The organism is Arthrobacter sp. Y3223151 (genome assembly GCF_059091125.1).
The window spans coordinates 203,361-225,866 of the sequence record NZ_JBNHGI010000002.1 but is presented as its reverse complement, the minus strand read 5'-3'; the positions used below and the strand labels follow the sequence as shown (position 1 = coordinate 225,866).

18 protein-coding genes are annotated in these 22,506 nt (G+C 68.6%); 7 read left to right on the top strand and 11 right to left on the bottom strand.

What is annotated here, in order from left to right:
- Positions 1-117 precede the first annotated feature (117 nt).
- From AC5RUP_RS04810 to AC5RUP_RS04795, 4 genes are read left to right on the top strand one after another with little or no spacing between them, the layout of a single operon-like run.
- The gene (locus AC5RUP_RS04810; protein WP_494090992.1) at positions 118-1,440 is read left to right on the top strand and encodes an MFS transporter; all 1,323 of its coding nucleotides are present in this window, start codon (positions 118-120) and stop codon (positions 1,438-1,440) included.
- A gap of 45 nt (positions 1,441-1,485) precedes the next feature.
- Positions 1,486-3,192 carry a thiamine pyrophosphate-dependent enzyme gene (locus AC5RUP_RS04805; protein ID WP_494153461.1) on the top strand — a complete coding sequence of 569 codons (1,707 nt, stop codon included), beginning with the start codon at positions 1,486-1,488 and terminating at the stop codon, positions 3,190-3,192.
- Positions 3,189-5,000 (top strand): amidohydrolase, encoded by a 1,812-nt coding sequence (locus AC5RUP_RS04800; RefSeq protein ID WP_494158324.1) that lies wholly within the window; start codon positions 3,189-3,191, stop codon positions 4,998-5,000. The genes AC5RUP_RS04805 and AC5RUP_RS04800 overlap by 4 nt, the downstream gene beginning before the upstream one ends.
- Positions 4,997-6,280, top strand: a complete 1,284-nt coding sequence (locus tag AC5RUP_RS04795; RefSeq protein ID WP_494154691.1) for a M20 family metallo-hydrolase — start codon at positions 4,997-4,999, stop codon at positions 6,278-6,280. The genes AC5RUP_RS04800 and AC5RUP_RS04795 overlap by 4 nt, the downstream gene beginning before the upstream one ends.
- Before the next feature lie 56 nt (positions 6,281-6,336).
- On the opposite strand, the gene AC5RUP_RS04790 is transcribed toward AC5RUP_RS04795, so the two are convergent.
- The 6 genes from AC5RUP_RS04790 to AC5RUP_RS04765 all read right to left on the bottom strand — a co-directional run bounded on the left by AC5RUP_RS04790 (position 6,337) and on the right by AC5RUP_RS04765 (position 12,799).
- Positions 6,337-7,248, bottom strand: coding sequence for a cation diffusion facilitator family transporter (locus AC5RUP_RS04790; RefSeq protein WP_494154690.1), 912 nt, complete (start codon positions 7,246-7,248; stop codon positions 6,337-6,339).
- On the bottom strand, positions 7,245-7,667 hold the full coding sequence (locus AC5RUP_RS04785; RefSeq protein WP_494154689.1) for an ArsR/SmtB family transcription factor: 423 nt from the start codon (positions 7,665-7,667) through the stop codon (positions 7,245-7,247). Before AC5RUP_RS04785 ends, AC5RUP_RS04790 begins: the two co-directional genes overlap by 4 nt.
- A gap of 89 nt (positions 7,668-7,756) precedes the next feature.
- Positions 7,757-8,626: a 3-hydroxyacyl-CoA dehydrogenase family protein gene (locus tag AC5RUP_RS04780; RefSeq protein ID WP_494154688.1), complete on the bottom strand. Its 870-nt coding sequence runs from the start codon at positions 8,624-8,626 to the stop codon at positions 7,757-7,759.
- Positions 8,627-8,633: 7 nt separating this feature from the next.
- Complete coding sequence (locus AC5RUP_RS04775; protein ID WP_494158323.1) at positions 8,634-10,103, bottom strand: aldehyde dehydrogenase family protein; 1,470 nt, start codon at positions 10,101-10,103, stop codon at positions 8,634-8,636.
- Positions 10,104-10,131: 28 nt separating this feature from the next.
- The gene (locus AC5RUP_RS04770; RefSeq protein WP_494155102.1) at positions 10,132-11,292 is read right to left on the bottom strand and encodes an acyl-CoA dehydrogenase family protein; all 1,161 of its coding nucleotides are present in this window, start codon (positions 11,290-11,292) and stop codon (positions 10,132-10,134) included.
- Between the two features lie 76 nt (positions 11,293-11,368).
- Positions 11,369-12,799 (bottom strand): aminotransferase class III-fold pyridoxal phosphate-dependent enzyme, encoded by a 1,431-nt coding sequence (locus AC5RUP_RS04765; protein WP_494158322.1) that lies wholly within the window; start codon positions 12,797-12,799, stop codon positions 11,369-11,371.
- Positions 12,800-12,880: 81 nt separating this feature from the next.
- Between AC5RUP_RS04765 and AC5RUP_RS04760 the strand changes: the two genes are divergently transcribed.
- The gene (locus tag AC5RUP_RS04760; RefSeq protein ID WP_494158321.1) at positions 12,881-14,467 is read left to right on the top strand and encodes a PucR family transcriptional regulator ligand-binding domain-containing protein; all 1,587 of its coding nucleotides are present in this window, start codon (positions 12,881-12,883) and stop codon (positions 14,465-14,467) included.
- A gap of 22 nt (positions 14,468-14,489) precedes the next feature.
- Here the strand turns inward: AC5RUP_RS04760 and AC5RUP_RS04755 are convergent, their stop codons facing one another.
- Together AC5RUP_RS04755 and speB (AC5RUP_RS04750) are read right to left on the bottom strand one after the other, a co-directional pair.
- The gene (locus tag AC5RUP_RS04755) at positions 14,490-15,677 is read right to left on the bottom strand and encodes a CaiB/BaiF CoA transferase family protein (protein WP_494154390.1); all 1,188 of its coding nucleotides are present in this window, start codon (positions 15,675-15,677) and stop codon (positions 14,490-14,492) included.
- Between the two features lie 130 nt (positions 15,678-15,807).
- Positions 15,808-16,764 carry an agmatinase gene (gene speB, locus AC5RUP_RS04750; protein ID WP_494154391.1) on the bottom strand — a complete coding sequence of 319 codons (957 nt, stop codon included), beginning with the start codon at positions 16,762-16,764 and terminating at the stop codon, positions 15,808-15,810.
- Positions 16,765-16,949: 185 nt separating this feature from the next.
- Here speB (AC5RUP_RS04750) and speB (AC5RUP_RS04745) point away from each other — a divergent pair, with 185 nt between their 5' ends.
- Positions 16,950-17,930: an agmatinase gene (speB, locus tag AC5RUP_RS04745; RefSeq protein ID WP_494154392.1), complete on the top strand. Its 981-nt coding sequence runs from the start codon at positions 16,950-16,952 to the stop codon at positions 17,928-17,930.
- Positions 17,931-17,966: 36 nt separating this feature from the next.
- Here speB (AC5RUP_RS04745) and AC5RUP_RS04740 read toward each other — a convergent pair whose 3' ends face one another.
- A complete protein-coding gene (locus tag AC5RUP_RS04740) occupies positions 17,967-18,560 on the bottom strand; it encodes a helix-turn-helix domain-containing protein (protein WP_494154393.1) in 594 nt (197 codons plus the stop codon).
- Between the two features lie 180 nt (positions 18,561-18,740).
- Between AC5RUP_RS04740 and idi the strand changes: the two genes are divergently transcribed.
- Positions 18,741-19,271, top strand: a complete 531-nt coding sequence (gene idi / locus AC5RUP_RS04735; RefSeq protein WP_494154394.1) for an isopentenyl-diphosphate Delta-isomerase — start codon at positions 18,741-18,743, stop codon at positions 19,269-19,271.
- Positions 19,272-19,295: 24 nt separating this feature from the next.
- Here the strand turns inward: idi and AC5RUP_RS04730 are convergent, their stop codons facing one another.
- Positions 19,296-21,689: a putative bifunctional diguanylate cyclase/phosphodiesterase gene (locus tag AC5RUP_RS04730; protein ID WP_494158320.1), complete on the bottom strand. Its 2,394-nt coding sequence runs from the start codon at positions 21,687-21,689 to the stop codon at positions 19,296-19,298.
- A 241-nt stretch (positions 21,690-21,930) separates the two neighbouring features.
- Entirely contained in the window at positions 21,931-22,470 is a 540-nt protein-coding gene (locus AC5RUP_RS04725; protein ID WP_494133554.1) for a hypothetical protein, read from the bottom strand.
- Positions 22,471-22,506 lie beyond the last annotated feature (36 nt).

Below are 22,506 nucleotides of genomic sequence, written 5' to 3'. Positions count from 1 at the left end.
AAAGCCGCAACGTTTCGTGCGGGTGTGACGCGGCACACTCTGGGAGGCTGGTGTGCATCGTCACGCGTTGTGGCGTCCGGCACAACGGAACACCTGAACACCCAACACGGAGGAACCATGTCAGAAACCTTGAACCTAGAGGCCGGGGCCACCCGGCAGATCACGGACAAGGAGGCGATGAAGGTTTCCATCGGTGCCCTCATCGGCACTGCCATGGAGTGGTACGACTTCTTCCTGTTCAGCGCGGCGGCGGCGCTGGTGTTCAATGTCCAGTACTTCGCCAATGAGAACGCAACGGCGGCGGCGCTGGCGTCCTTCGCCACGTTCGGCGTCGGCCTGGTGGCACGACCGCTGGGTGGCATGTTCTTCGGGGCCATGGGCGACAAGATCGGTCGCCGCAAGACCTTGATGGTCACCATTGTGGGCATCGGCGTGGTGACCGGCCTGATCGGCCTGCTGCCGACGTACGCCGCCATTGGCGTGGCCGCCCCGGTGCTGCTGGTGCTGCTGCGTGTGGCCCAGGGACTGTTTGTGGGCGGCGAGTGGTCCGGCGCCATGACGATTGTGGTGGAGAACGCCCCGCTGGAACGCCGTGCCCGCTACGCGGCGCTGCCGCAGATCGGTTCACCGATCGGCACCATCCTTTCGTCCGGCGGCTTCTTCCTGATGACGTTGTTCTTCTCGCAGGAAACCTTCAACTCCTTCGGGTGGCGCATCCCCTTCCTGGCCGCCATCCCGATGCTGCTGATCGCGCTCTACATTCGCAGCAGGCTGGAAGAATCCCCGGTCTTTGCCGAGTTGCTTGAGCACGACCAGGTGGAGAAGGCCCCGATCCGCACCACCCTGAGGGAGTCCTGGAAGCACATCATCATCGGCATGGCCGCGGCCCTGCTCGGCGTCGGCGGCTTCTACCTGGTCACCGCGTTTGTGGTCTACTACGGCGTTAACATCCTGGGCTACTCCGCCCGGCTGATGCTGCTGGGCGGCATGATTGCGGCCATCGTCGAAATCCCCGTCCTCATTCTGGGCGGCCGCCTGGGCGAGCGGTTCGGCGCCAGCCGCGTCATCTTGTGGGGCGGCATCGCCTCCGCCCTGGCCGCCGTGCCGGCCTTCCTGCTGGTGGCCAGCGGCAACTCTGTGTTGGTGGTTATCGGTATGGTCCTCGCCGTGGCGACGCTCTCGTTCCCGTACGCGGCTTCCGGCACGGTGCTGACCGGCCTGTTCCCGGCCCGCACCCGTTACACCGGGGTGGGCTTCGCCTCCAACACCGCCGGCATGCTCTCCGGCTTCGTTCCGCTGCTGGCCACCGGCACCGTGGCCGCCGCCGGAAACCACTGGTGGCCGGCCGCCGCCTTGCTGGTGTTCCTCAGCCTGTTCACCGCCGTGGCCGGTGTCGTGGCTCCGCGCATGAGCGTGAACCTGCCCGGCTTCAAGCACTGATTCCAACGTCCGACGACGAATTTCCTGACGAAGGAGCACCACACCATGGCCCAGTCCGCAGGCCACCTGATTGTCCGCCAGTTGGAGGCGCACGGCGTCCGCCGCGTGTATTCGGTACCGGGCGAAAGTTTCCTCGATGTCCTGGACGGGCTGCACGACTCGCCGGTGGCAACGGTGGTGTGCCGCCAGGAGGGCGGCGCAGGGTTCATGGCGCTGGCGGAGGGGCGCAAGACCGGCATCCCGGGCATCGCGATGGTGACACGCGGGCCGGGCGCGGCGAACGCGATGATTGCCGTGCATACCTCGTGGCAGGACGCGACCCCGCTGGTGCTCTTTGTCGGCCTGATCCCGGTGGCCGACCGGGGGCGGGACTCGTTCCAGGAGTTCAGCCTTGAGGGCTGGTTCTCGACGACCGCCAAACGCGTGGTGGTGCTCGACGACGAGCACCGCGCCGCGGAAACGGTGGCCGAGGCGATGCAATTGGCTGTGTCCGGCCGGCCCGGTCCGGTGGTGATCGGCCTGCCGGAGGACGTGCTGGTCCGGCAGACCAACACGCGGGTAGTTCAACCGCGTGCGCTGGCAGCAGCCGTCCCGCCCCCGGCCGCGATGGAGGAACTGGTCGGCCGGCTGGCCGCCGCCGCCCGTCCGCTGATCATTGCCGGCGGCGAGGGTTGGAACGACGACGGCGGGAAGCTCGCTGCCTGGGCAGCCGAGGCGCAGGTGCCGGTGGCGGCCGACTGGCGTGCCTACGACGTGGTTCCGCACGGTTCACCGGCTTGGTCCGGCTGGCTCGGCTACGGCCGGGCTGACACCCTGGCCGCCAGGCTGGACGAGGCCGACCTGTTGGTATTCATCGGCTGCGGTCGGAGCGATGTGCTCAGCGACGGCTACACCAAGGGCTTCGAGGCCACGACGGTGCTGGTGCTGCCGGATCCGGATGCAGCCATGCACTCCGGCCGGATTGACCAGCATCTGGCGGTTTCGCCGTCGGCCTTCGTTGACGCACTTCCTCCTGCCGCAGAGGTCCGCGGCACCCGGGGCAGCGGCTGGATGGACGCGCTCGCCGCAGACCAGCGCCGCTACGCGACGCCTCGTCCGGACCACAGCCCCGGGGTTGACCTGGGGGTGGCCTTCGGCGTGCTGGAAGACCGGCTGCCTGCGGACAAGGTGGTGACGTACGGCGCCGGCAACGCGACCCTTTGGGGCCACCGCTACCTGTGCCACCACGGCGCCGGTTCGCTGATCGGGCCGCGCAACGGCGCCATGGGACTGGCCGTCCCGGCGGCCGTCGCCGCGTCGCTGATCGAACCGGACCGGCAGGTGGTGGCCGTCTGCGGCGACGGCGACTTCATGATGAATGCCCAGGAACTGGCCGTGGCGGCGGCGCACGGCGCTGCTCCGCTGGTGATCGTGGTGGACAACGGCATCTACGGCACCATCGTCCAACACCAGCGCAAGCATTACCCGGACCGGCCGTCCGGCACCTCCATGGTCAACCCCGACTTCTCCGACTGGATCCGCAGCTTCGGCGGGCACGGGGAACGCGTCGAAGCGACCTCCGAGTTTGGGCCGGCGCTGGAGCGTGCACTGACCAGCGGGCGGCTGGCGCTGCTGCACCTGGTCACGGATCCGCAGACGATGCCGCCCGGCACGGCCAATGCGCCGGAGGAAATCGCAGGCCTGGCTTCACCCGGGCTGGCTGCGCATGATGCCGGCAATCCTCTGGCGGCGGCGGTGGGGGAGGCACGATGAAACTGGACCTTATCCTGCGCGACGCCGAGATCCTCACCTTGGAATCAGAGCGTCCCCGCGCCCACGCCGTCGGCGTACTGAATGGGCGGATTGTCGGCTTCGACGAGGAGCTTGACGGCTGCACCGCTGCCCGCGAAGTATCGCTTGACGGTGCCGCCGTGGTGCCCGGCTTCATCGACGCGCACTGCCACACCACCTGGTGGGGACTGGGCTTGGGCGCCGTCGAGTTGGAACAGGCGCGCGGCCTTGAGGAACTGTACGCGCTGCTTGACGCTGAGGTCCGGCGGCTGGAGGACCGGCCGGGCGCCTGGGTCAACGGCACCGGCTTTAACCACAAGCACCACGGCGGTGCCTATCCGGATATCCGCCGACTGGACGAGATCACGGGCGACCGGCCGCTGTACCTGCGGCACGTCTCGGGGCACCTGTCCATCACCAACTCCGCCACCTTGCGCCTGGCTGGCGTCTTCGATCCCGGCTTCAGCGACCCCACCGGCGGCGCCGTGCTCCGCGGCCCTGACGGATACCCCACCGGCGTTGTCGAAGAATCCGCGCAGCAGCTGATCCAGAACCTGCTGTTGCCGTATCCGGTGGAGCGCATCGTCGAGGCATTGGACGCGGCGACCACGCGTTACGCGGCCGAAGGGATCACCAGTTTTACCGAGGCAGGCATCGGGGGCGGCTGGATAGGGCATAGCCCGGTGGAAGTGCAGGCGTACCTGAAGGCCAAGCAGGCCGGCAAGCTCCACGCCCGCGCCCAGCTGATGCCCGCGCTGGACTCGCTGCGGCCGCTTGAGGCCAACGCCGCCGACATGCATGGCACCGGCAACGGACGGGGACTGGATCTCGGGGCGGTTGCGGGCTTCGGCGACGAATGGGTGTCCTTGGGGCCGGTAAAGGTCTTCATGGACGGCTCATTGCTGGGCGTCACGGCGGCCGTGACCGAGGACTACTGCGGCCATCAGCACACCAGGGGCTACCTGCTGGATTCACCCGAGGCCTACCGTGAACGCGTGGACGCGGCCTACCGGGCCGGCTGGCCGATTGCGCTTCATGCCATCGGCGACGCGGCCATCGACTTGGCGACCGAGATCATTATCGGCTGCCAGGAGCGCTACGGCCGGAACCATCTGCCCAACCGGATTGAGCACTTCGGCATTGCGCGGCCGGACCAGCTGGCGCCCGTGGCGGCGGCCGGGATCGCTGTCACCCCGCAGGCCGCCTTCATCGGCCCGCTGGGCGACCAGTTTGCCGCCTTGGTGGGTGCGGAGCGCGAGGGCTGGCTATACCGGGGACGCTCGCTGGTGGACGCGGGCATCCTGGTTGCCGGCAGCTCCGACCTGCCGGTGGCCGATAACAATGTTCTTCGCGCGATGCAGTCCTGGGTGGACCGGCGCACCGAACAAGGACGGATCCTCGGCGGGGCGTCCGAAGGCCTCACTCCCGAAGAAGCGCTGCGGACTTACACCGACTGGGCCGCCCGGGCCACGGGCACGGCCGGCGAGAAGGGCACGTTGCGCAGGGGGAAGTTGGCGGACTTCGCGGTGCTGTCCGGCTCACCGCTGGACGCTGCCGACATCTCCAAGCTCGAGGTCCTTGCCACGATCGTCGGCGGCGAATTTACCTACAACACCCTGGAGGCGGGCACGGCGCCCAGCGCGGGCAACGCCCCGCTGCCGGCCCCGAGCCGTGCCGGCAACGCCTCGCTTCCGGCCCCGAACCGCGCCGCCGTCCGTGCCGCGAGCCCCGCGCCGGCGTCGTCCGCGGAGCACCTTTTGAACAATCAGACCCTAGGAGTGCCATCATGACCATCACCGCCTCGCAGCAGGCCGGCCAGTCCAGCGACGACGCCGGGTCCTTCCTGCACGACTTCCGCTCCATGAGTTCGTACGGGGCCACGGCCAGCGGGGGAGTGGACCGTCAGGCCGGGACCGTTGCGGACGGGCAGACCCGGAACTGGTTCCGCGGGTTGGTCGAGGGGCACGGTTTCGAGGTCCGCTACGACGCGGTGGGCAACCAATTCGCGCTGCTCGAGCTGGTGCAGGGTGCCCCGTATATCGGAGTCGGCTCGCATCTGGACTCGCAGCCACTCGGCGGGCGCTTCGACGGCGCCTACGGCGTGCTGGCCGGCGCCCACGCGGCGATCCGGCTCAAGCAGCGGCTGGCGGCCGGGGGTACCAAACCGGCGTTCAACATCGCCGTCATCAACTGGTTCAACGAGGAAGGGTGCCGGTTCAAGCCCTCCATGATGGGCAGCTCCGTGTTCACCGGCAAGCTGCCCGCCGAGAAGGTCCTTGCCACCACCGATCCGCACGGCACCACCGTCCGTGAGGCGCTGGAAGCAATCGGCACCGTCGGCGACTTTGCCCTGGACATTTCAGCCTACGTGGAGATCCATATTGAGCAGGGCCGGTCGCTGGAGGACGCCGGGCTGACCATCGGCTTGGTCGAATCCACCTGGGGCGCGAACAAATACGAGTTCATCGTGCACGGCGAGCAGGCGCACACGGGCGCTACAGTGATTGCCGACCGGCACGACGCGCTGCTCGGAGCCTCCTCGCTGGTGGTCGCTGCGCGGGACATCGCAGACGAATTCAGCACCGACGAGCATTCCGTCATCACCTCCTGCGGGGAGTTCACGGTCTACCCGAACTCGCCCGTGGTGGTGGCCAGCCGGGTGGAGCTGCTCGTGGACGTGCGCAGCACGGACCCCGATGTGCTGGCCGCCGCCGATGCCGAACTGCACCGGCGGGTCGCTGAGATCGAGCGAAGGGCAAGCGTGCGGATCGAACGCGGCGCCGAACATGTCTGGGCAGCGAAGTCCTACGACGAGGCGGGCATGCGTCTGGCCGCCAAGAGCGCGGAGGCGCTGGGCCTGACGCACGGAACGGTCCGCACGCTCGCGGGGCACGATTCGACCAACCTGAAGGACGTCGTCCCCACCATTATGCTGTTTGTGCCCAGCGTGGACGGCATCTCCCACAATGAGAAGGAGCTAACCCACGACGACGATATGCTCGCCGGCGTGGATCTCCTCACGGAACTGATGGGCCGTGTGGTGGCAGGGGAGTTCGTCCCGGCGCAGTAGCTCGCCCGTCCGCAAGGCACGGCCGGTGAGGGGCGATGCCGCGCCGGCCGTTCCGCTCAGTCGTGGCCCGGGTGCTCGTGCTCCACGTGGCCCGCGGGCTCCAGTTGGAAGGTGGAGTGCTCCACGCTCAGCTCGAAGTGTTCGGCCACGCACTGCTGGAGCTGGTCCAGGACCTGCGGGGCGTGACCGTCCACAAAGCAGGAATCCTCGATCACCACGTGCGCGCTCAGTACCGGGATGTTGGAGGAGATCCGCGAGGCGTGCAGGTCGTGGACCGAGAGCACGTGCGGCACTTCCAGGATGTGTTGGCGGACGTCCTCGAGATCCAGGCCCTTCGGCACGGTTTCCAGCAAAATGCTGCCCGCCTCGCGGAGGATCTTGATGGTGCGCGGGACGATCAGGATGGCGATCAGCATCGCGGCGAGTGCGTCCGCCTGGGTCCACCCGGTGGTGGCGATAACGACGGCGCTGGCGATGACGGCGACGGAGCCGAGGGCGTCATTGACCACCTCGAGGAAAGCGGCCCGCAGGTTGAGGTTCGCGTTCCGGCCGGCACTGAGCACCAGCATGGCGGCGATGTTCCCGAGCAGGCCGATGATGCCGAAGACCAGCAGGCCACTCGAACTGACTTCGGGCGGCTGGAACAGCCGCTGGACACCTTCCACCAGCGCGTAGATTCCGACCGCGAGCAGGACCGCTGCCTGGGCTCCCGCGGCCAGGACTTCCATCCGGAGGTATCCCCAGGTTCGGCGCGGGGTGTGGGGCCGGGCCATGAGCGAAGCGGCGATCAGGGCGATCAGCAGCCCGCCGGCATCGGTGAGCATGTGCCCGGCGTCCACCAGCAGTGCAAGGCTCCCGGTCACGAAGGCGCCGACCACCATGGCGACCAGGATGGAGGCGGTGATGGCGAAGGCTATGGCCAGCCGACCGCGGTGCGTCGGCCCGGCGTGGTGGTGGTGTCCGCTCACGCCGACACCTCGGCTGAGGGCGCCGCCCCTGTCATTGGCTTCGCGGGCAGCGCCTCCGCGGCAGGCCGGCCGCCGGCGACCGTCGGACACAGCTCGACGGCGTAGCCGGTGGCCTTCAAGAGTTGCTCCGCCGACGCCAGGGCGGCGAGCAGTTCGGGCTCGGTGGTCAGCGAGTACATCGACGCCCGCCCGACCGGGCGTGAGGTGATCAGCCCGCAGTCGCTCAGGCACGACAGGTGGGCGCTGACCGTGGACTGGGCAAGGCCGAGGTGCTCCGTCAGTTCCCGGACCTTGTGCTCGCCCGTGGTCAGGTGCTGCAGGATGGTCAGCCGGGTGGGGTCCGAAAGGCTGTGGAACAAGGCGGCCGCCGGCGCCAGGTCGCCGGTGCGGCCCGCGGCCCGTTCCCGTTGCATCGTCATGAGACGATGATATCGGTGAAGCGCGGCCTTGTCGTCTCCGCATCAACGAGGGTGAGCGGTCGATGTGGTGAGTCCCTTGGAGGGATTCGTCAGTAGCTGTACCAGCCCCGGCCGGTCTTGCGTCCCAGCCGGTTTTGCTCGACAAGATCCGTGATGGCCGGATGCGGCCGGTCCGCCTCGTCGCCGGTTTCGGCGTAGGTGGCACGGGCGATGAAGTCGATGACGTCCAGGCCGACCATGTCCATGAGTTCGAAGGGGCCCATCGGGTGGCCGAGGGCGGTCTTGGCGGTGCTGTCGATGTCCTCGAGGCTGGCAACGCCGGCGGCGTGCAGGGCCAGCGCTTCCTTCTGGAGGGCACCCATCAGCCGGTTGGCGACGAAGCCCGGGATCTCCTGGTTGATCAGGACGGGTTCTTTGCCGAAGCGGCGCGCCAGTTCCATCGTGGTGTCCACGGTGACCTGCGACGTCGACTCGTGCCGCACCACCTCCACGCACTTCATCACCAGGGCCGGGTTGAAGAAGTGCATGTTGCAGACCTGCTCCGGCCGGCCGGTCACTGCGGCGACCTTGGACGAGCCGAGGGTGGAGGAGTTGGTAGCCAGGATGGCGTGCGGGGGCGTTACCTCGCCGAGCCGGGCGAAGATCTGCTGCTTGATCTCGAGCCGCTCGGTGGCCGCTTCGATGACGAAGTCGGCGTCCGCCGCTGCGGCCGCGAGGTCCGTGGCGAAGGCCAGGCGGCCCAACGCGCTGTCGGCGTCCCCGAGGCTGATCCGTCCCTTGGCTGCACTGGCCTGCATGCGCGCGGCCAGCTGCTCCTTGGCCTGGCCGAGCATGTCTTCGGCGATGTCCTGGACAGTGACCCGGTAGCCGGCCAGGGCGGCGACCATGCCGATTTGCGAGCCCATGGCGCCGGACCCCACGACCAGGATGTGTTCAATGTTTTCGATGGAGGCAGTCATGGGTCCCTCAAACTCCGGCGTTCCCGCCGCGGAGATAAACGGTGGTGGTGTGGGTGAAGAACTCCTTGGCCGCGGCGCCCTGTTCCTTGGGGCCGTACCCGGATTTCTTGGCGCCGCCGAAGGGAACATGTGGGTCGGCGCCGGCGGATTCGGAGTTGACGTGCAGGATGCCCACGTCGAGGTCGTCGATCGCGTCGAGGGCACGGGTAACGTCCTGGGTGAACAGGGCGGCGGAGAGCCCGAATTCACTGTCGTTCGCCAGCTCGAAGGCCTGCTCCACCGTGGCCGCCCGGCGGACGGCCAGCACGGGGCCGAAAAGTTCCTCGCGCCACAGGTCAAGCTCCCGGTCGTCGGGGAGTTCCAGGATCGTCGGCGGGACGAAGTAGCCGCCGGCGCGGAAGCCATCCTCGTACCGCTGGCCCCCGACGATCCGCCGCGCGCCCTGCGCGAGGGCGGTATCGATGCCGTCGTGGATGGACTTCCGGGCGGCGTCGTTGACCACGGGTCCCATCTGCACCGCGGGGTCGGCCGGATCGCCGACCGCCAAGGCGTGGGCGCGCTCGGTGAGGACGGCGAGGAATTCGTCGGCGACGGCTTCGGCCACGATGAGCCGTGACGTGGCGGTGCACTTTTGCCCGCTGGAGCGGAAGGCGCCGAGCATGACTTGTTCGGCGGCAAGCTGCAGGTCGGCGTCGGCGAGGACGACCGCGGCGTTCTTGCCGCCCATCTCGGCCTGCACGGGCACCCCGCGTCCGGCCGCCTCGGCGGCGAGGCGGCGGCCCACGCCGGTGGAGCCCGTGAAGGTCAATCCGTCCAGCGCCGGGTGCTTCACAATGTCGTTGCCCATGGCGCCGGGGCCGATCAGCAGGTTCAGCACTCCGGCGGGCAGCCCGGCGGCGTCCAGCGCCTGCGCCAGCCGCAGCGCAAGCAGCGGCACGGTACTCGCCGGCTTCCAGACCACGGTGTTGCCGTACGCCAGGGCCGGAGCGATCTTCCACGCCGGGATGGCGATGGGGAAGTTGAACGGGGTGATCACGCCGACCACGCCGAGCGGCTTGCGGGTCACGAGGATCTTCTCGCCCCGCCGCGGGGAGGAGAAGATCTCCCCGGCCGTGCGGTCGCCGTCGTTCCCGTAGTAACGGAAGATCTGCGCCGCCCGCAGCACCTCGCCGTCGCCTTCCGCCCGGGTCTTGCCCTCTTCCCGGGCCAGCTCCAGCCCCCAGGCTTCCGCGTTCTGTTCAAGCACGACGGCGGCGCGCAGCAGCACGGCGCCGCGCTCGTGCGCCGGGGTGCGGGCCCACTCACGCTGGGCGGCGACGGCGGCGGCCATGGCCCGTTGCACCTCGGCAGGTCCCGCTTGCAGGCCCTGGGCGACAACTTCCTCGGGGCGCGCGGGGTTGTGGCTGGCGATGGGGGAGCCGGAACCGGGAACCCAGGTGCCGTCGATGTAGTGCTGCAGCTGTACCGGAGAGGTCATGCGTGCTCCTTGGCGTTCGGAGAGGGGGTCAGCGGAAGGCGGGGACGCCGGTGATCTTCTGGCCGAGGATCAGGGTGTGGACCTCGTCGGTGCCCTCGTAGGTGCGCACGGACTCGAGGTTGTTGGCATGGCGCAGCGGCGAGTAGTCCAGGGTGATGCCGTTGCCGCCGAGGATGGTGCGGCATTCGCGGGCGATTTCGATGGCCTCGCGGCAGTTGTTGAGCTTGCCGACGGAGATCTGGTGGGGCTGCAACTGTCCGGCGTCCTTGAGACGGCCCAGGTGCAGGGCGAGCAGGAAGCCCTTGTTGATCTCCAGCGCCATGTTGACCAGCTTTTCCTGGGTCAGCTGGTAGCCGGCCAGCGGCTTGTCGAACTGCATCCGCTCCTTGGAATAGTCGACAGCGGTCTGCCATGCATCGCGGGCGGCTCCCATGGCGCCCCAGATGATGCCGTAGCGGGCTTCGTTCAGGCACTCGAACGGGCCGCGCAGGCCCTTGGCTTTCGGCAGCAGCGACCCGGCGGGCAGGCGGACGTCGGTGAGTTCGATGTCGCACTGAATGGAGGCGCGCATGGAGAGCTTCGCTTCGATCGGGGTGGCCTTGAAACCGGCGGTGTCGGTCGGCACCACGAAGCCGCGGACGCCGTCGTCGGTCTGTGCCCAGATCACGGCGACCTGGGCGACCGAGGCGAGGCCGATCCAGCGCTTGGACCCGTTGAGCACCCAGTCGTCCCCGTCGCGGCGGGCGAAGGTCTTCATGCTGGCCGGGTCGGAGCCGGCGCTGGGTTCGGTCAGGCCGAAGCAGCCGATCGCCTCGCCGGCGGCCATCTGTGGCAGCCACTCGTTCTTCTGCTCCTCGGAGCCGTGCTTGTGGATCGCGCTCATGGCCAACGAACCCTGCACGGAGACGAAGGTACGCAGGCCGGAATCGCCGGCCTCCAGCTCGGCGCCGGCGAGCCCGTATTCGACGGCGGAGCGGCCGGCGCAGCCGTACCCGTCCAGGTGCATACCGAGCAGGCCCAGCTTGGCCAGCTCGGGCACGATCTCCAGTGGGAACACCGCGCTTTCGTACCAGCCGGCGATGTTCGGTTTGATCGCGCTGTCCACAAAGGAGCGGACGTTCTTCTGCAGTTGCCGTTCCTCCTCGGTGAGCAGGGATTCGAACGAAATCAGGTCATGGTCCAAAGACATGGGGCGTTCCTTCTGTGAAGTACGGAAAATGGTGTTGAGGTGTGGGGCTGCCGGAGGACGGCTCGCAGCAGGCGGGTCAGGCCGATGCCGGAGCGGCCGACGTCGGCTCCCCGTCCGCCGCAACGTCGAGGACGGCCTGCCGCAGCACCTGCAGGCCCTCGGCGAGCAGGTCATCGCCGATGACCAGCGGGGGCAACAAACGGATGACGTTGCCATGGGTGCCGCAGGTCAGGGTCAGGACGCCCTGCGCGTGGCACCGGGCAGAAACTTCCTTGGCCAGGTCGGCCCGCGGGGCCAGGGTGTCCCGGTCGGCGAACTCCAAGGCCAGCATGGCGCCGCGGCCGCGGAACTCCGCCACGACGTCGGTCTCCGCAACCAGCGGCTCCAACACCCGACGCGCCGCGGCTTCGATGGCGCGGGCGTTGGCCAGCAGGCTGCCGTCCTCAAACGCTTCGAAGACGGCCAGCGCCGCCTCGCAGGCCAGCGGATTGCCGGCGTAGGTGCCGCCCAGGCCGCCTGCGTGCACGGCGTTCATCAGGTCGGCGCGGCCGGTGACGGCGCTGAGCGGCAGTCCGTCGGCCAGCGCCTTGGCCGTGAGCGTGATGTCGCCGGCCACTGACTCGTGTTCGCTGGCGAAGAGCGTCCCGGTGCGTCCCATGCCGGCCTGGATTTCGTCGATCACCAGCACGATGTCGTGCCGGTCGGCGATCCGGCGCAGCCCCGCGAGGAAGCCGGGGGCCGGAACAACAAAGCCGCCCTCGCCCTGGATGGGTTCGATGACCATGGCGGCGAAAGTGTCCGGGCCGTGCTCGGCGAGGGTGGCCTCGACCGAGGCAAGCGCCGCCGCGGTGACGTCCGCGACCGAGGCGGGGACCCCGCCGTCGTGCTGTGCCGCCGGGCGCAGGGGATTGGCGGAGGCGGCCCGGACGATCTCTGCCGGGAAGGGGCCGAAGTTCAGCCGGTAGGGGTTCTCCTTGGCGGTCATCGCCATGGTCAGCAGGGAGCGGCCGTGGTACGCCTCGTCAAAGACCAGCACCCTGCTGCGGCCGGTGGCCGAACGGGCGATCTTGACCGCGTTCTCCACCGCCTCGGCGCCGGTGGAGAACAGGGCGGTGCGCTTCTCGAAGTCGCCCGGCGTGTGCTCGTTGAGCCACTTGGCCACCTCGGTGAAGGACTGGTACTCGGTGACCATGAAGCAGGTGTGGGAGAACCTCTCCAGTTGTGCGGCCACCCGCTCGCGGACCCGGCGGTGGCTGGCGCCGATGCTGGTGACGGCGATGCCGGAGGCGAAGTCGATCAGGCGGTTTCCGTCCACATCCTGCAGGATGCCGCCGTCTGCCTTCTCGATGAAGACCGGCAGGACGATGCCGAAACCGTCGCTGACGTGGGCAAGCCGGTCCCGGTGCAACGCTTGCGAACGGGGGCCGGGGATGGCCGTCGCCAGGTGGCGGGACTGGGGGATCGCGGCGCCGGCCGCGCCGGTCGAGAAGGTGAGCACATCGGTCATAGGGCAACGCTAAGCGGGCGGTAGGCACGGGGTCATCGGATGTTCTGCCCAAATGCCCCGGTGGTGTTGGATAATCAATCCATGGTTTCCCTTGCCCAGCTCAGCCATGAACTCGGAAATTCGCTCAGGCCTGCGGTTTCCGGACCCGTGCCGGGGATCCAGCTCTCCGGTGTCCATGTGTCCGAGCTGGCAGATCCGGGTGCCTACCTGGAGGGCGGCGAGCTGCTGCTGACCACCGGCATCCCGCTGAGCGGAAGCACCGCCGCGGTGGACGGGTACGTGCGGCGGCTGGCGGCCAAGGGGGTCTCTGCCCTCGGCCTGGGGCTGGGGGAAGGGCTGGACAGCGTGCCGCCGGAGTTGGTCCGGGCCTGCTCCGCCGAGGGCGTGGAGTTGCTGGTGGTCCCCGACGGTGTTCCGTTCTTGGACGTCTCGCGGACGTTCTGGGAATTGGCCTCGCGAAGTGACCAGGCCGACCTGATAGCGAACCTGGGAACGCAGACGGCGCTGGCCCGGGCGACGATGCGTCCGGATGCCCTGCCATCGGTTGTGCAGGGGCTGGCCCAGGCGCTGGGCGGCTGGGCGGCGTACCTGCCCGCGGACCACGGGACGGAGGCCACGGTCTGGCCGGCCAGTGCGCTGCCGTTGCTGCCGCACCTCAGGCTGGAAACCACGCGGCTCAACGTTGCCGGCACCCATTCCGCCGCTACCTTCTGGCTGCACGGCGCTCCCGTCGTCGAGTATCCGATCCTCGTGGGACGGCGGATCGACGGCTTCCTGGCCATCGGCCCCGGCCGGACCCTGACCAAGGCCGACCGGCAGATCATCACCACGGTCTGCGTCCTGCTGGCACTGAAGGCCCAGCAGCGCGAGGAGCTGCAGGGGACGACGACGGTGCTCGGCTCCGTCGTCGCCAAGCTGGTTGCCCGCGGCCAAGTGGAGGCCGCCGGCTTGGTGGCCGCGGACGGAAACCTCGGGCAGCTGCCCGAACGCGTCCGCGTGCTGGCCGCGCGGATGGGCACGGCGGATTCCCCCGCCGCGCTCGCCGGTGCGGTAGCCCGGCTCCGGCCGGCCGACGACGGCGTCTCGCCCGCCGCTGCGCTGGCCGGCTGTATCCTGCGCTTTACCGACGACGGCGTGGCCTACTTCCTGCTGGATGCCGGGCTGGCGGAACGGGCAGCGGCAGACCCGCAGTCGGACGGGGAAACCGACGCGGAACTTCTGGCCTGGTCGGGAGGCGGCGCGGGCGCCGAGGCAGCCAAGGTCGCGTCAACGTCCACGGCAGCAGCTGCCTCGGGCGGCGCGGAGACGGGTGCCGCCTGGACGGAATCCCTCGCCTTGACGGACGTGGCGGCCGCGATGTCAGCGGTGCACCGTGCGGCGGTCGCGGCGCCTGCGGGCAAGCTCGTGGAACTGGCGGCCGACGATGAAGCCCGCGCCGAGGCGTGGGTCGAGGCGTTGGCGGGGTACCGCCGCGCCGAGCTGCTGGACACCGTGGCCGCCTACCTGCGGCACCGGGGCCACTGGGAGGACACCGCACGCCAACTCAACGTCCACCGGAATTCGCTGCGCCACCGGATGGCGGTGGCCGAACGTCTGCTCGGCGTCAGCCTCGACGATCCGGACGTCGCGGCGCACCTGTGGCTGGCCCTCCGCCGGCACGGGCTCTGACGTTCAGTCCAAGCTGCGACGTTCAGTCCAGGCTGTGCAGCCACTCCAGCACCGATGCGGTGTGTTCGCCGAGCGCGGGCGGGGCAGCGGTGCGCGTCTCGAACGCCGGGCTCCAGGAGATCGGGTGGCGGACCTGGCGGCCGGCGGGCTCCCCCCTGGCATCGCGGACTTCGATGGTCGGGGCCAGCCCCAAGGATTCGGCATACCTGATGCCCTCGTCGATGCCGGCCACGGGGCCGGCGGGAACACCGACGCCGGTGAGCTTGCCCTGCCACACCGCCGCGGAGGCGGCGGACAAGGCCTCCTCCAGCAGCGGGATGAGCTCCCGGCGGTGCTGCACCCGGGCGCTGTTGGTGGCAAAACGCTCGTCCTCCGCGAGCTGCGGCTCTCCCAGGACAGCGGCCAGCTGCCGGAACTGCCCGTCGTTGCCGCAGGCGACGGCCAGCGGGCCGTCGGAACATTCCAGCAGCTGATAGGGAACGATGGACGGGTGCTCGTTGCCCATCCGCTGGGGGACCTTGCCTGCTCCCAGATAGGCCTGGGCCTGGTTGGCCAGGGCGCCCTGCAGGCTGGACAGCAGGTTGACCTCGAGCCGGCTTCCCCGGCCGGTGGCAGCGCGGGCGTTGAGCGCGGCGAGGATCCCGATGGTCGCGTCCTTCGCGGTCAGCACGTCCACCAGGGCGACACCCGCCTTGTAGGGTGAGCCGTCCGCCTCGCCGGTGATGCTCATCAGGCCGCCGACCGCCTGCACGATGAAGTCGTAGCCGGGCAGAGACGCACCGTCGGCTGACCCGAAACCGGAAATCGAGGCGTAGACCAGGCCCGGATTCCCGGCCGCGAGGTCCGCATACCCAAGCCCGAGCCTGTCCATCCCGCCGGGTTTGAAATTCTCCACGACGACGTCGGCCGCCAGCGCCAGCTTCCGGGCCAAGCGCCGGTCGCCGGGATCCGCCAGGTCCAGACAGACCGATTCCTTGTTGCGGTTCACGCTCTCGAAATAGGTGGCCCCGGTCGGGGAATACGGCGGACCCCAGCTGCGGGTGTCGTCCCCCGTGCCCGGGCGCTCCACCTTGATGACCCGTGCACCCAAGTCGGCCAGCGTCATGGTGGCCAGCGGACCGGCGAGCACCCGGGAGAAGTCGGCCACCAGCAGGCCTTCCAAGGGTCTCGTTGCTGAAGCCGGAGCAGCGGCGGTGGGGGAGTCAGGCACAATCCGTCCTTCCGAACAAGCATGAAGTGGCGTTGAGTCTACGGCAGGGCAGCAGGCGCGGGATCGGATGTGTTGGCCACTGGCTGGTCGTTTCGTCCAAGAAGGCTGCTTGTAGCCGCCCTGCCGGCCGTCATCCAGTCGTGCTGCTCAACCCCATGAGCGTGATGAGTTCCCAGGCGGTATGGGCGGCGGCCAGGCCTGTGATGCCGGCATGGTCATAGGCCGGTGCCACTTCGACGACGTCGCACCCGACGATGTTCAGCCCTCGCAGGCCCCGGAGGACGGTAAAGAGCTCCCGCGTCGTGATTCCCGCGACTTCAGGCGTGCCGGTTCCGGGAGCCTGGGCCGGGTCCAGCACGTCGATGTCGACAGAAATGTAGACGGGTGAGTCTCCCAGCCGCCGACGGATCTGGTCGGTGATCTCGGGCAGCGGGCGCTCCTGGAACTCCTGGCTGCTGATGATGGCGAATCCGGCACTCTGGTCGTCCTCCAGCTCTTCGGGGCCGTAGATGCCGCCCCGGATTCCGACGTGCTGGCAATGCGCGAGGTCCATGAGCCCCTCTTCCGCCGCGCGGCGGAACGGTGAACCATGCCAGATGGACGCACCGTGCAGCAGGTCCCAGGTGTCGAGGTGCGCATCAAAGTGGAGGACGGCGAGGGGGCCGTGAACCGCGCTGGCGGCGCGGAGGAGGGGAAGTGCGATGGTGTGGTCGCCGCCCAGCGCGACAATTCTGGCGCCCTCTGCCTGCAGACGTTCCGCCCCGGCCTGGATGGTGCCTACGGCTCGTTCGATGTTGTAGGGCTCCACCGGAAAGTCGCCGGCATCCACCACCTGCTGATCCCGGAAGGGGTAGGCGTCCAGAACTTGGTGATACGGGTGCAACTGTCGCGACTGTTCCCGAATGTGGGCGGGTCCGAAGCGGGCTCCCGGCCGGAAGCTGGTTCCGGAATCAAACGGAACGCCTACCACCGCGATGTCCGCACGCTCGACTTCTTCCAAGCGGGGGAGCAGCGCGTATGTTGCGATGCCGGCGTAGCGCGGCCCCTCGGACCCGTCCCGTTGGCCGACCGGCTTGTGCTCTGGCATGTCCTCTTCTTCCTGTTGATCCGCCCGTCGCGTAGTCGTATCCGGACTACCGCGCTCCCGGCGAGCCCTGTTGCGCCTGCCGTTGAATTCTTGACGGCCTCATACCCGCCATGGTTAGTGTTGCATGACATTCGTCACGTATTGCAAAACCTTGCGACCTCCCGACACGACATCAAGGAAGACAGATGCCCCCTTTGCCAGTCCACACCACCTCCCGCAATGAACACGGCGAATCCGTCATCGAGCAGGTCGACTTCTCGGCCGTCCCACGGTTCGCGTCGGCGCCTACGTTCGCCGGGCTTCCCCGCCTGGATCAGGTCAGCGACTATCAGGTAGGCCTCGTCGGGATTCCCTTCGACTCCGGGGTGACCTTCAGGCCGGGGGCCCGCTTCGGGCCGGAGGCGATTCGCAGCGCGAGCCGCCTGATCCGTCCCTACCACGTCGAACTCGACTCCCATCCCTTCAGGCCGCACCAGGTTGCGGATCTGGGCAACATCCCGGTCACTCCGTTCAACATTCAAACGGCGGTGGAGACTATGATTCGAGGCCTTGACGAGGCATCGGAGCGGAGCCAGCGCCTCGTCGTGCTCGGCGGCGACCACACGGTCGCTTACCCGGCGCTGAAGTCACTGCACCGCCTTCACGGTCAGCTCGCGGTGGTTCACTTCGACGCCCATCTCGACACCTGGGGTCCGTATTTCGGCGCCAATCTTCACCACGGAGCACCATTCCGTCGGGCGTTTGAAGAAGGCCTCATCGACACAGAGGGATCCCTCCATGTGGGTGTTCGCGGATCGGTTTACGGGCCGGAAGACCAGGACAACGACGACGCGACAGGCTTCCAACGCATTCGTGCCAGCGAGTTCATCGGCACCGGACTTGACGGCATCGTCGAACAGATCAGACATCGGGTGGGAACGCGTCCGCTCTACGTCTCCGTGGACATCGATGTGCTCGACCCGGCCTTCGCCCCTGGGACCGGCACACCAGAACCCGGCGGTCTCGCTAGCCGGGACCTCCTGCACCTCTTGCGGGGCCTTGCGGATCTGAACCTGGTAGGGGCAGACATCGTGGAGGTGGCGCCGGCATACGACCATGCCGACATCACCTCAATGGCCGCCGCACAGGTCGCCTACGAGTACATGAGCATTTGGGCCAAGCCCTGACGCGGGTCGCCTGACCGCCTCAGCGCTGAGGCCCCGTCACACCGACGGATGCGGAGTCAGGACCCATAGGACCCGCGCATGCCGGGTCTTCGAAGGGTTCCGCCAGACATGGGGGAGTGAGGCACGAAAGGTCAGGGAATCACCCTCTTGAAGCTCCAGCTGCTGCCCTTCGACGGTGATGTGCAGTTGGCCCTGCAGAACGGTGACGAACTCCCGATCAACGGGGAGCCGGTACGGTTCGGGGTCGCTTCCTCCGCCGGGCTGGATGACCGTCTCGATGACTTGCACGCCTCCCTGGCCCGGTGGCGTCAGGATCGAATCGGCGACCTTGTGGCCGAGGAAGCGAGCCGGTTCGCGGGCATCCGCCCTGACGAGGTGAACGGCCGGCGGCTCGAAGAGGGCCGAGAGCGGAAGATTCAGCGCATCACAGATCGAGGCAAGTGACGCGACGGAGGCCGATGTTTTTCCCAGCTCCACCTGGGAAATGAAGCCCTTGGTCAGCCCGGTGTGATTTGCGGTCTCCAGGATGGTCAGCCCGCGGTCCTCCCGCGCCCGCCGCAGCCGCTCGCCGATGAGTTTGACCTGCCTCGTTGCCGGCCTTTCGTCGGTTCGCGCCGCGTCATCCTTCATGCTCTTATCTTGCCTCACCGGCAGGTGATGCCGGTCCACCGCCTTGGGTCCTTGCGGGCGCACCGATGGGCTCAGCACGCGGCCGGCAGCCCTCTCGCCCGCCCATACAATGGCTGGTATGAACACGACTGACCGCTGGGCGCTCTCCCGGCAACGGCAGCTGCCCGGGTCCGGGCCGACATGACGGCGGAAACAACCGAGCAGGTAGTGCTGCTGGACGAGAACCTGAAGCCCGCCGGCGTTGCCGACAAGGCCGAGATCCATACGGGCGAGACACCGCTGCATCTCGCCTTTTCCTGCCACATTTCCGACGCCGAGGGCCGTGTGCTGGTGACCCGGCGCGCCCTGAACAAGCTGACCTGGCCCGGCGTCTGGACCAACTCAGCGTGCGGCCATCCGGCCCCGGGGGAGGAGATGGCCGACGCCGTGCGGCGACGGGTGCGCTACGAGCTGGGGCTCGGGCTGGAAGACCTGAAGCTGGTGCTGCCCGACTTCCGTTACCGCGCGGTGGACGCCTCCGGCATTGTCGAGAACGAGTTCTGCCCCGTCTACACGGCGCTGGCCGCGGGCGAACTGTCGCCGCGCGATGACGAGGTGGCCGAGTACCGTTGGGTGCGCCCCTCCGACCTGCGGACCGCCGCGACTGCCGCGCCGTGGGCCTTCAGCCCGTGGATCGTGCTGCAGCTCCAGGCCCTGGACCGCCTGGCCTAGCGTCCGCAGGGACAGATCCGCGCCTCAGGGAGCAGGCGAATGTTCGATTTCCCGCCCGGCCATGGCCGGACGGGAATCGCGGCGGGTCGGGGCCGGCAGGGCCGCCGTGCCGGAGGTCACCAGCCGGGCGATGACTTCGTCCGGCCACATGGGCCGGCCGAAGTAGAAGCCCTGCGCATTCAAACCCGGGCAGCCGGCCAGCCATTCCACGGCCTCGGCGGTCTCGATGCCCTCGATCACCACGTCCGCCTTCAGTGCGGTGAACATGGCGATCAAATGGCTGACCACGATGTTCCGTGCGGTTTCGTCGTCGTCCCGGGCGCTTCCGTCGTCGCCGCTGACCAGCGAGCGGTCCACCTTGACGATGTCGAAGGGGAACTCGGTCAGCGAGTTCATGGATGAGTAGCCGGAGCCGAAGTCGTCCACGGCGATCCTGAAGCCCTCGCCGCGCAACTGCACGAGGGCCGCCCGGGACTGCTCGGACATCTTGTCCAACGAGTTTTCGGTCAGCTCCACGATGATGTTCAGCTCCGGCCCTTCGGCGCGCATCCGCCTCAGCCTGTCCACGACGGGGGAACCGGCGGCGAGCTGGCCCAGCTCCACGTTGACGGAGATGGAGCGGACGCTGGTGACTTCGCTGATGCGGGCCATCGCCGCGGCCGCACCGTCGATTACCTGGATGGTCAGCTCGTTGAGCAGGCCCAGCCGGTTCGCTTCCGTCACCAGCCGGTCCGCCGGGATGTTGCCGAGTTCGTCGTCCTCGTACCGGGCCAGGGCCTCGAACCCGACGATCGCATCCAGGTCCAGGGAAACGATGGGCTGCAGCGCCGCGCGCAACAGGTGCCGGCGGATGCCGCGCTCGACCGCAACGGCCAGGCAGGCTTCAGCCTCGGAGCCGTCGCGCTGTGCATCGCGCAGCCGCTGCTGCAGCCGCTTGGAGCCGTACATCCCGGAATCGGCGTTGCGCAGCAGCTCCTCGATGTTGGGTGCCGGGCGATCCGAGTACGCCACGCCAGTGCTGGCCCGCACCCGCAGCGTGTTGCCGCGGGCGGTGAGCGGGCGCGCAATCGCGGCGGCAATGCGTTCGGCGGCGGCGCGCGCGCCGGCTTCGCTGGAAACGTTACGGAGCACGACGACGAATTCGTCGCCGCCGATGCGCGCGGCCACGTCGTCCTCGCGGATTTCCGAGCGTATCCGCTGCGCGGTGGCGGTCAGCAGCAGGTCGCCGACGTCGTGGCCGTGCCTGTCATTGACGGCCTTGAATTCGTCCAGATCCAGATAGACGACGGCGATGGCCTCGCCGAAGCGGCGGCCGGCGTTGATCTCGGCCAGCCGCTGCCAGAGTGCCCGCCGGTTGCCCAGCCCGGTCAGGGCATCGGTGTCCGCCTGCAGCCGCAGCTCGTGCACCAGTTCATCGTGCCGGACCATGATGCTGCCCACGTGCGCCAGCGCGTCGAGCACCTGCTCGTCTTCCTCCGTGAACTGTGCGCCGCCGTTCCGCGAGGCCACCAGGTAGTTGTCGCCGTGGTCCCAGCGACGCATCCGGACACCGATTTCCCTTTCTTGCGGCGCTTCGGGACGCAAGGACACGCGGTCGGCGCGCACCGAGGCGCTGGCGGCGGCGAGGAGGGTCCGGTCGAGCCCGTCCGGGCTCCACGGCAGCTTGAGCGAGGCGTCGACCAGGCCGGTAAGGCGGCGGCGCAGCTCGCGGTTGCGCAGCCAGCCGGTGACCGCAAGCGCCAGCACGGACGCGAAGACCAGGAGCAGCGACTGGACGCCGTCGTGGCCGAACCGGAGGGCGGCGTACTGGGCGGCCAGGCACAGGAGCAGATTGATGGCCAGCGTGCACAGGGCCGGCGCCCAACCGATGCCGTTGCGGAAGGTGCTGCTTCGCGTTGCGGTGGTGGCGAAGGCACGCTCGACGGCGATCGCGGTCAGGAAGAAGGCCAGCCAGCCGGCCAGCAGGGCGGCCGGCCAGGCAAAACCGCCGGCGTGGAAGGCCTGGAACACCGCTACCAGCACGGCGGAGGCGAGCAGCCGGCTGATAAACCAGTACACCTCTCCCCAGCGGAAGCGCCAAAAAACCACGCGGGTGGCCAGCAGTCCGACTCCCACCACCGCCACCGTTTCGTGCAGCGGGGCGGTGAGGTCGTTGCAGACGATCACGGCGGCGGTCATCGCGGCGGTGGTCTGGCGCCGCATGAGCGGTGTATCCACGCGCAGATGCCAGGCCAGCACCAGCATCAGCACGGAGAGGACGGCCACCAGATCGAACCGTGGCGGAGCGACGATCGAAGCCGCGATGACCTGGCCCATCACCAGCAGCCCGGCAGCCGAAATGCCGGCGATGGCAGCCCACGCGAAGACGGCCGCCGCCTTGGTGGCCGTCATGATGCTGCCGGCATGCCCGTTCCCCACTTCTTCTGCCGTCCGATGTTAACGTTTCAACAATCGTAACCGTGCAGCACGCGCAGCCGGCGCACCGGGTGGCTGACGCTCCGAAGGGGGAGGGGTCAAGGGAAGCCTACGCCGGCGGGTGCCTTCGTCATGGGCGGCCGGCACCAGCCCACCGAAAGACACAAAGCAGGCGGCCCGCCCATCCGCGGCCCATGTCCGGCTCGCGCCGGACATGGCAAACCGCGTGGGCGGGCCTTCACCTTTAGTGCTTGAGCAGCCCCTCCAGGAAGGTGGCGGGCCGCTGCATTTCACCGTGCTTGGCACCGAGCACGATGACAGTGCCGGCGAAGGCCGGGATGGTCCACTGCAGCAGCTTGAGCTGCTTCTGGGCAGACTTAAGTTCCGGTGATGCCATCGGCGACGGCTCGGTGGCGCCCTCTGCCCCCTGCTCGGCCATCTTCTCCACCTTCTTGCCCAGCATGCCGGCGTAGAGGGTGACGCCCGCGCCGGCCAGGGTGACAACGGTCTTGATCACGGTATTCCGCGCAACCCCTTCCTGCTTGACCATCCTGCCCTTGTTGCCCGCCAACAGCGGCAAACCGGAAGCAAGGTGCGATACGAAGGCCAGGGTCTGGACCGGTGCCCACTTCATCCAGCCGATGCTGGACAGACGGGTCCGCTCCCGCGGATCCTGGGCGGCGGCGGCCGCACCGTTAAGACCGATGGCGCCCATCAGTGATCCGCCGAACCAGGCGGCGGCAGTAAGGTCGTGCACAGAACGGGCCAAAAGATTTCCGGACATTGCTGACTCCTTAAGTGCGTGCTGTCTTGCCGATCG

Coding starts and splice junctions, on each gene's coding strand:
- AC5RUP_RS04810 (WP_494090992.1), top strand. CDS start 118: ATGTCAGAAACCTTGAACCTAGAGGCCGGGGCCACCCGGCAGATCACG.
- AC5RUP_RS04805 (WP_494153461.1), top strand. CDS start 1,486: ATGGCCCAGTCCGCAGGCCACCTGATTGTCCGCCAGTTGGAGGCGCAC.
- AC5RUP_RS04800 (WP_494158324.1), top strand. CDS start 3,189: ATGAAACTGGACCTTATCCTGCGCGACGCCGAGATCCTCACCTTGGAA.
- AC5RUP_RS04795 (WP_494154691.1), top strand. CDS start 4,997: ATGACCATCACCGCCTCGCAGCAGGCCGGCCAGTCCAGCGACGACGCC.
- AC5RUP_RS04785 (WP_494154689.1), bottom strand. CDS start 7,667: ATGACGATGCAACGGGAACGGGCCGCGGGCCGCACCGGCGACCTGGCG.
- AC5RUP_RS04780 (WP_494154688.1), bottom strand. CDS start 8,626: ATGACTGCCTCCATCGAAAACATTGAACACATCCTGGTCGTGGGGTCC.
- AC5RUP_RS04775 (WP_494158323.1), bottom strand. CDS start 10,103: ATGACCTCTCCGGTACAGCTGCAGCACTACATCGACGGCACCTGGGTT.
- AC5RUP_RS04770 (WP_494155102.1), bottom strand. CDS start 11,292: ATGTCTTTGGACCATGACCTGATTTCGTTCGAATCCCTGCTCACCGAG.
- AC5RUP_RS04765 (WP_494158322.1), bottom strand. CDS start 12,799: ATGACCGATGTGCTCACCTTCTCGACCGGCGCGGCCGGCGCCGCGATC.
- AC5RUP_RS04760 (WP_494158321.1), top strand. CDS start 12,881: ATGGTTTCCCTTGCCCAGCTCAGCCATGAACTCGGAAATTCGCTCAGG.
- speB (WP_494154391.1), bottom strand. CDS start 16,764: ATGCCAGAGCACAAGCCGGTCGGCCAACGGGACGGGTCCGAGGGGCCG.
- speB (WP_494154392.1), top strand. CDS start 16,950: ATGCCCCCTTTGCCAGTCCACACCACCTCCCGCAATGAACACGGCGAA.
- AC5RUP_RS04740 (WP_494154393.1), bottom strand. CDS start 18,560: ATGAAGGATGACGCGGCGCGAACCGACGAAAGGCCGGCAACGAGGCAG.
- idi (WP_494154394.1), top strand. CDS start 18,741: ATGACGGCGGAAACAACCGAGCAGGTAGTGCTGCTGGACGAGAACCTG.
- AC5RUP_RS04725 (WP_494133554.1), bottom strand. CDS start 22,470: ATGTCCGGAAATCTTTTGGCCCGTTCTGTGCACGACCTTACTGCCGCC.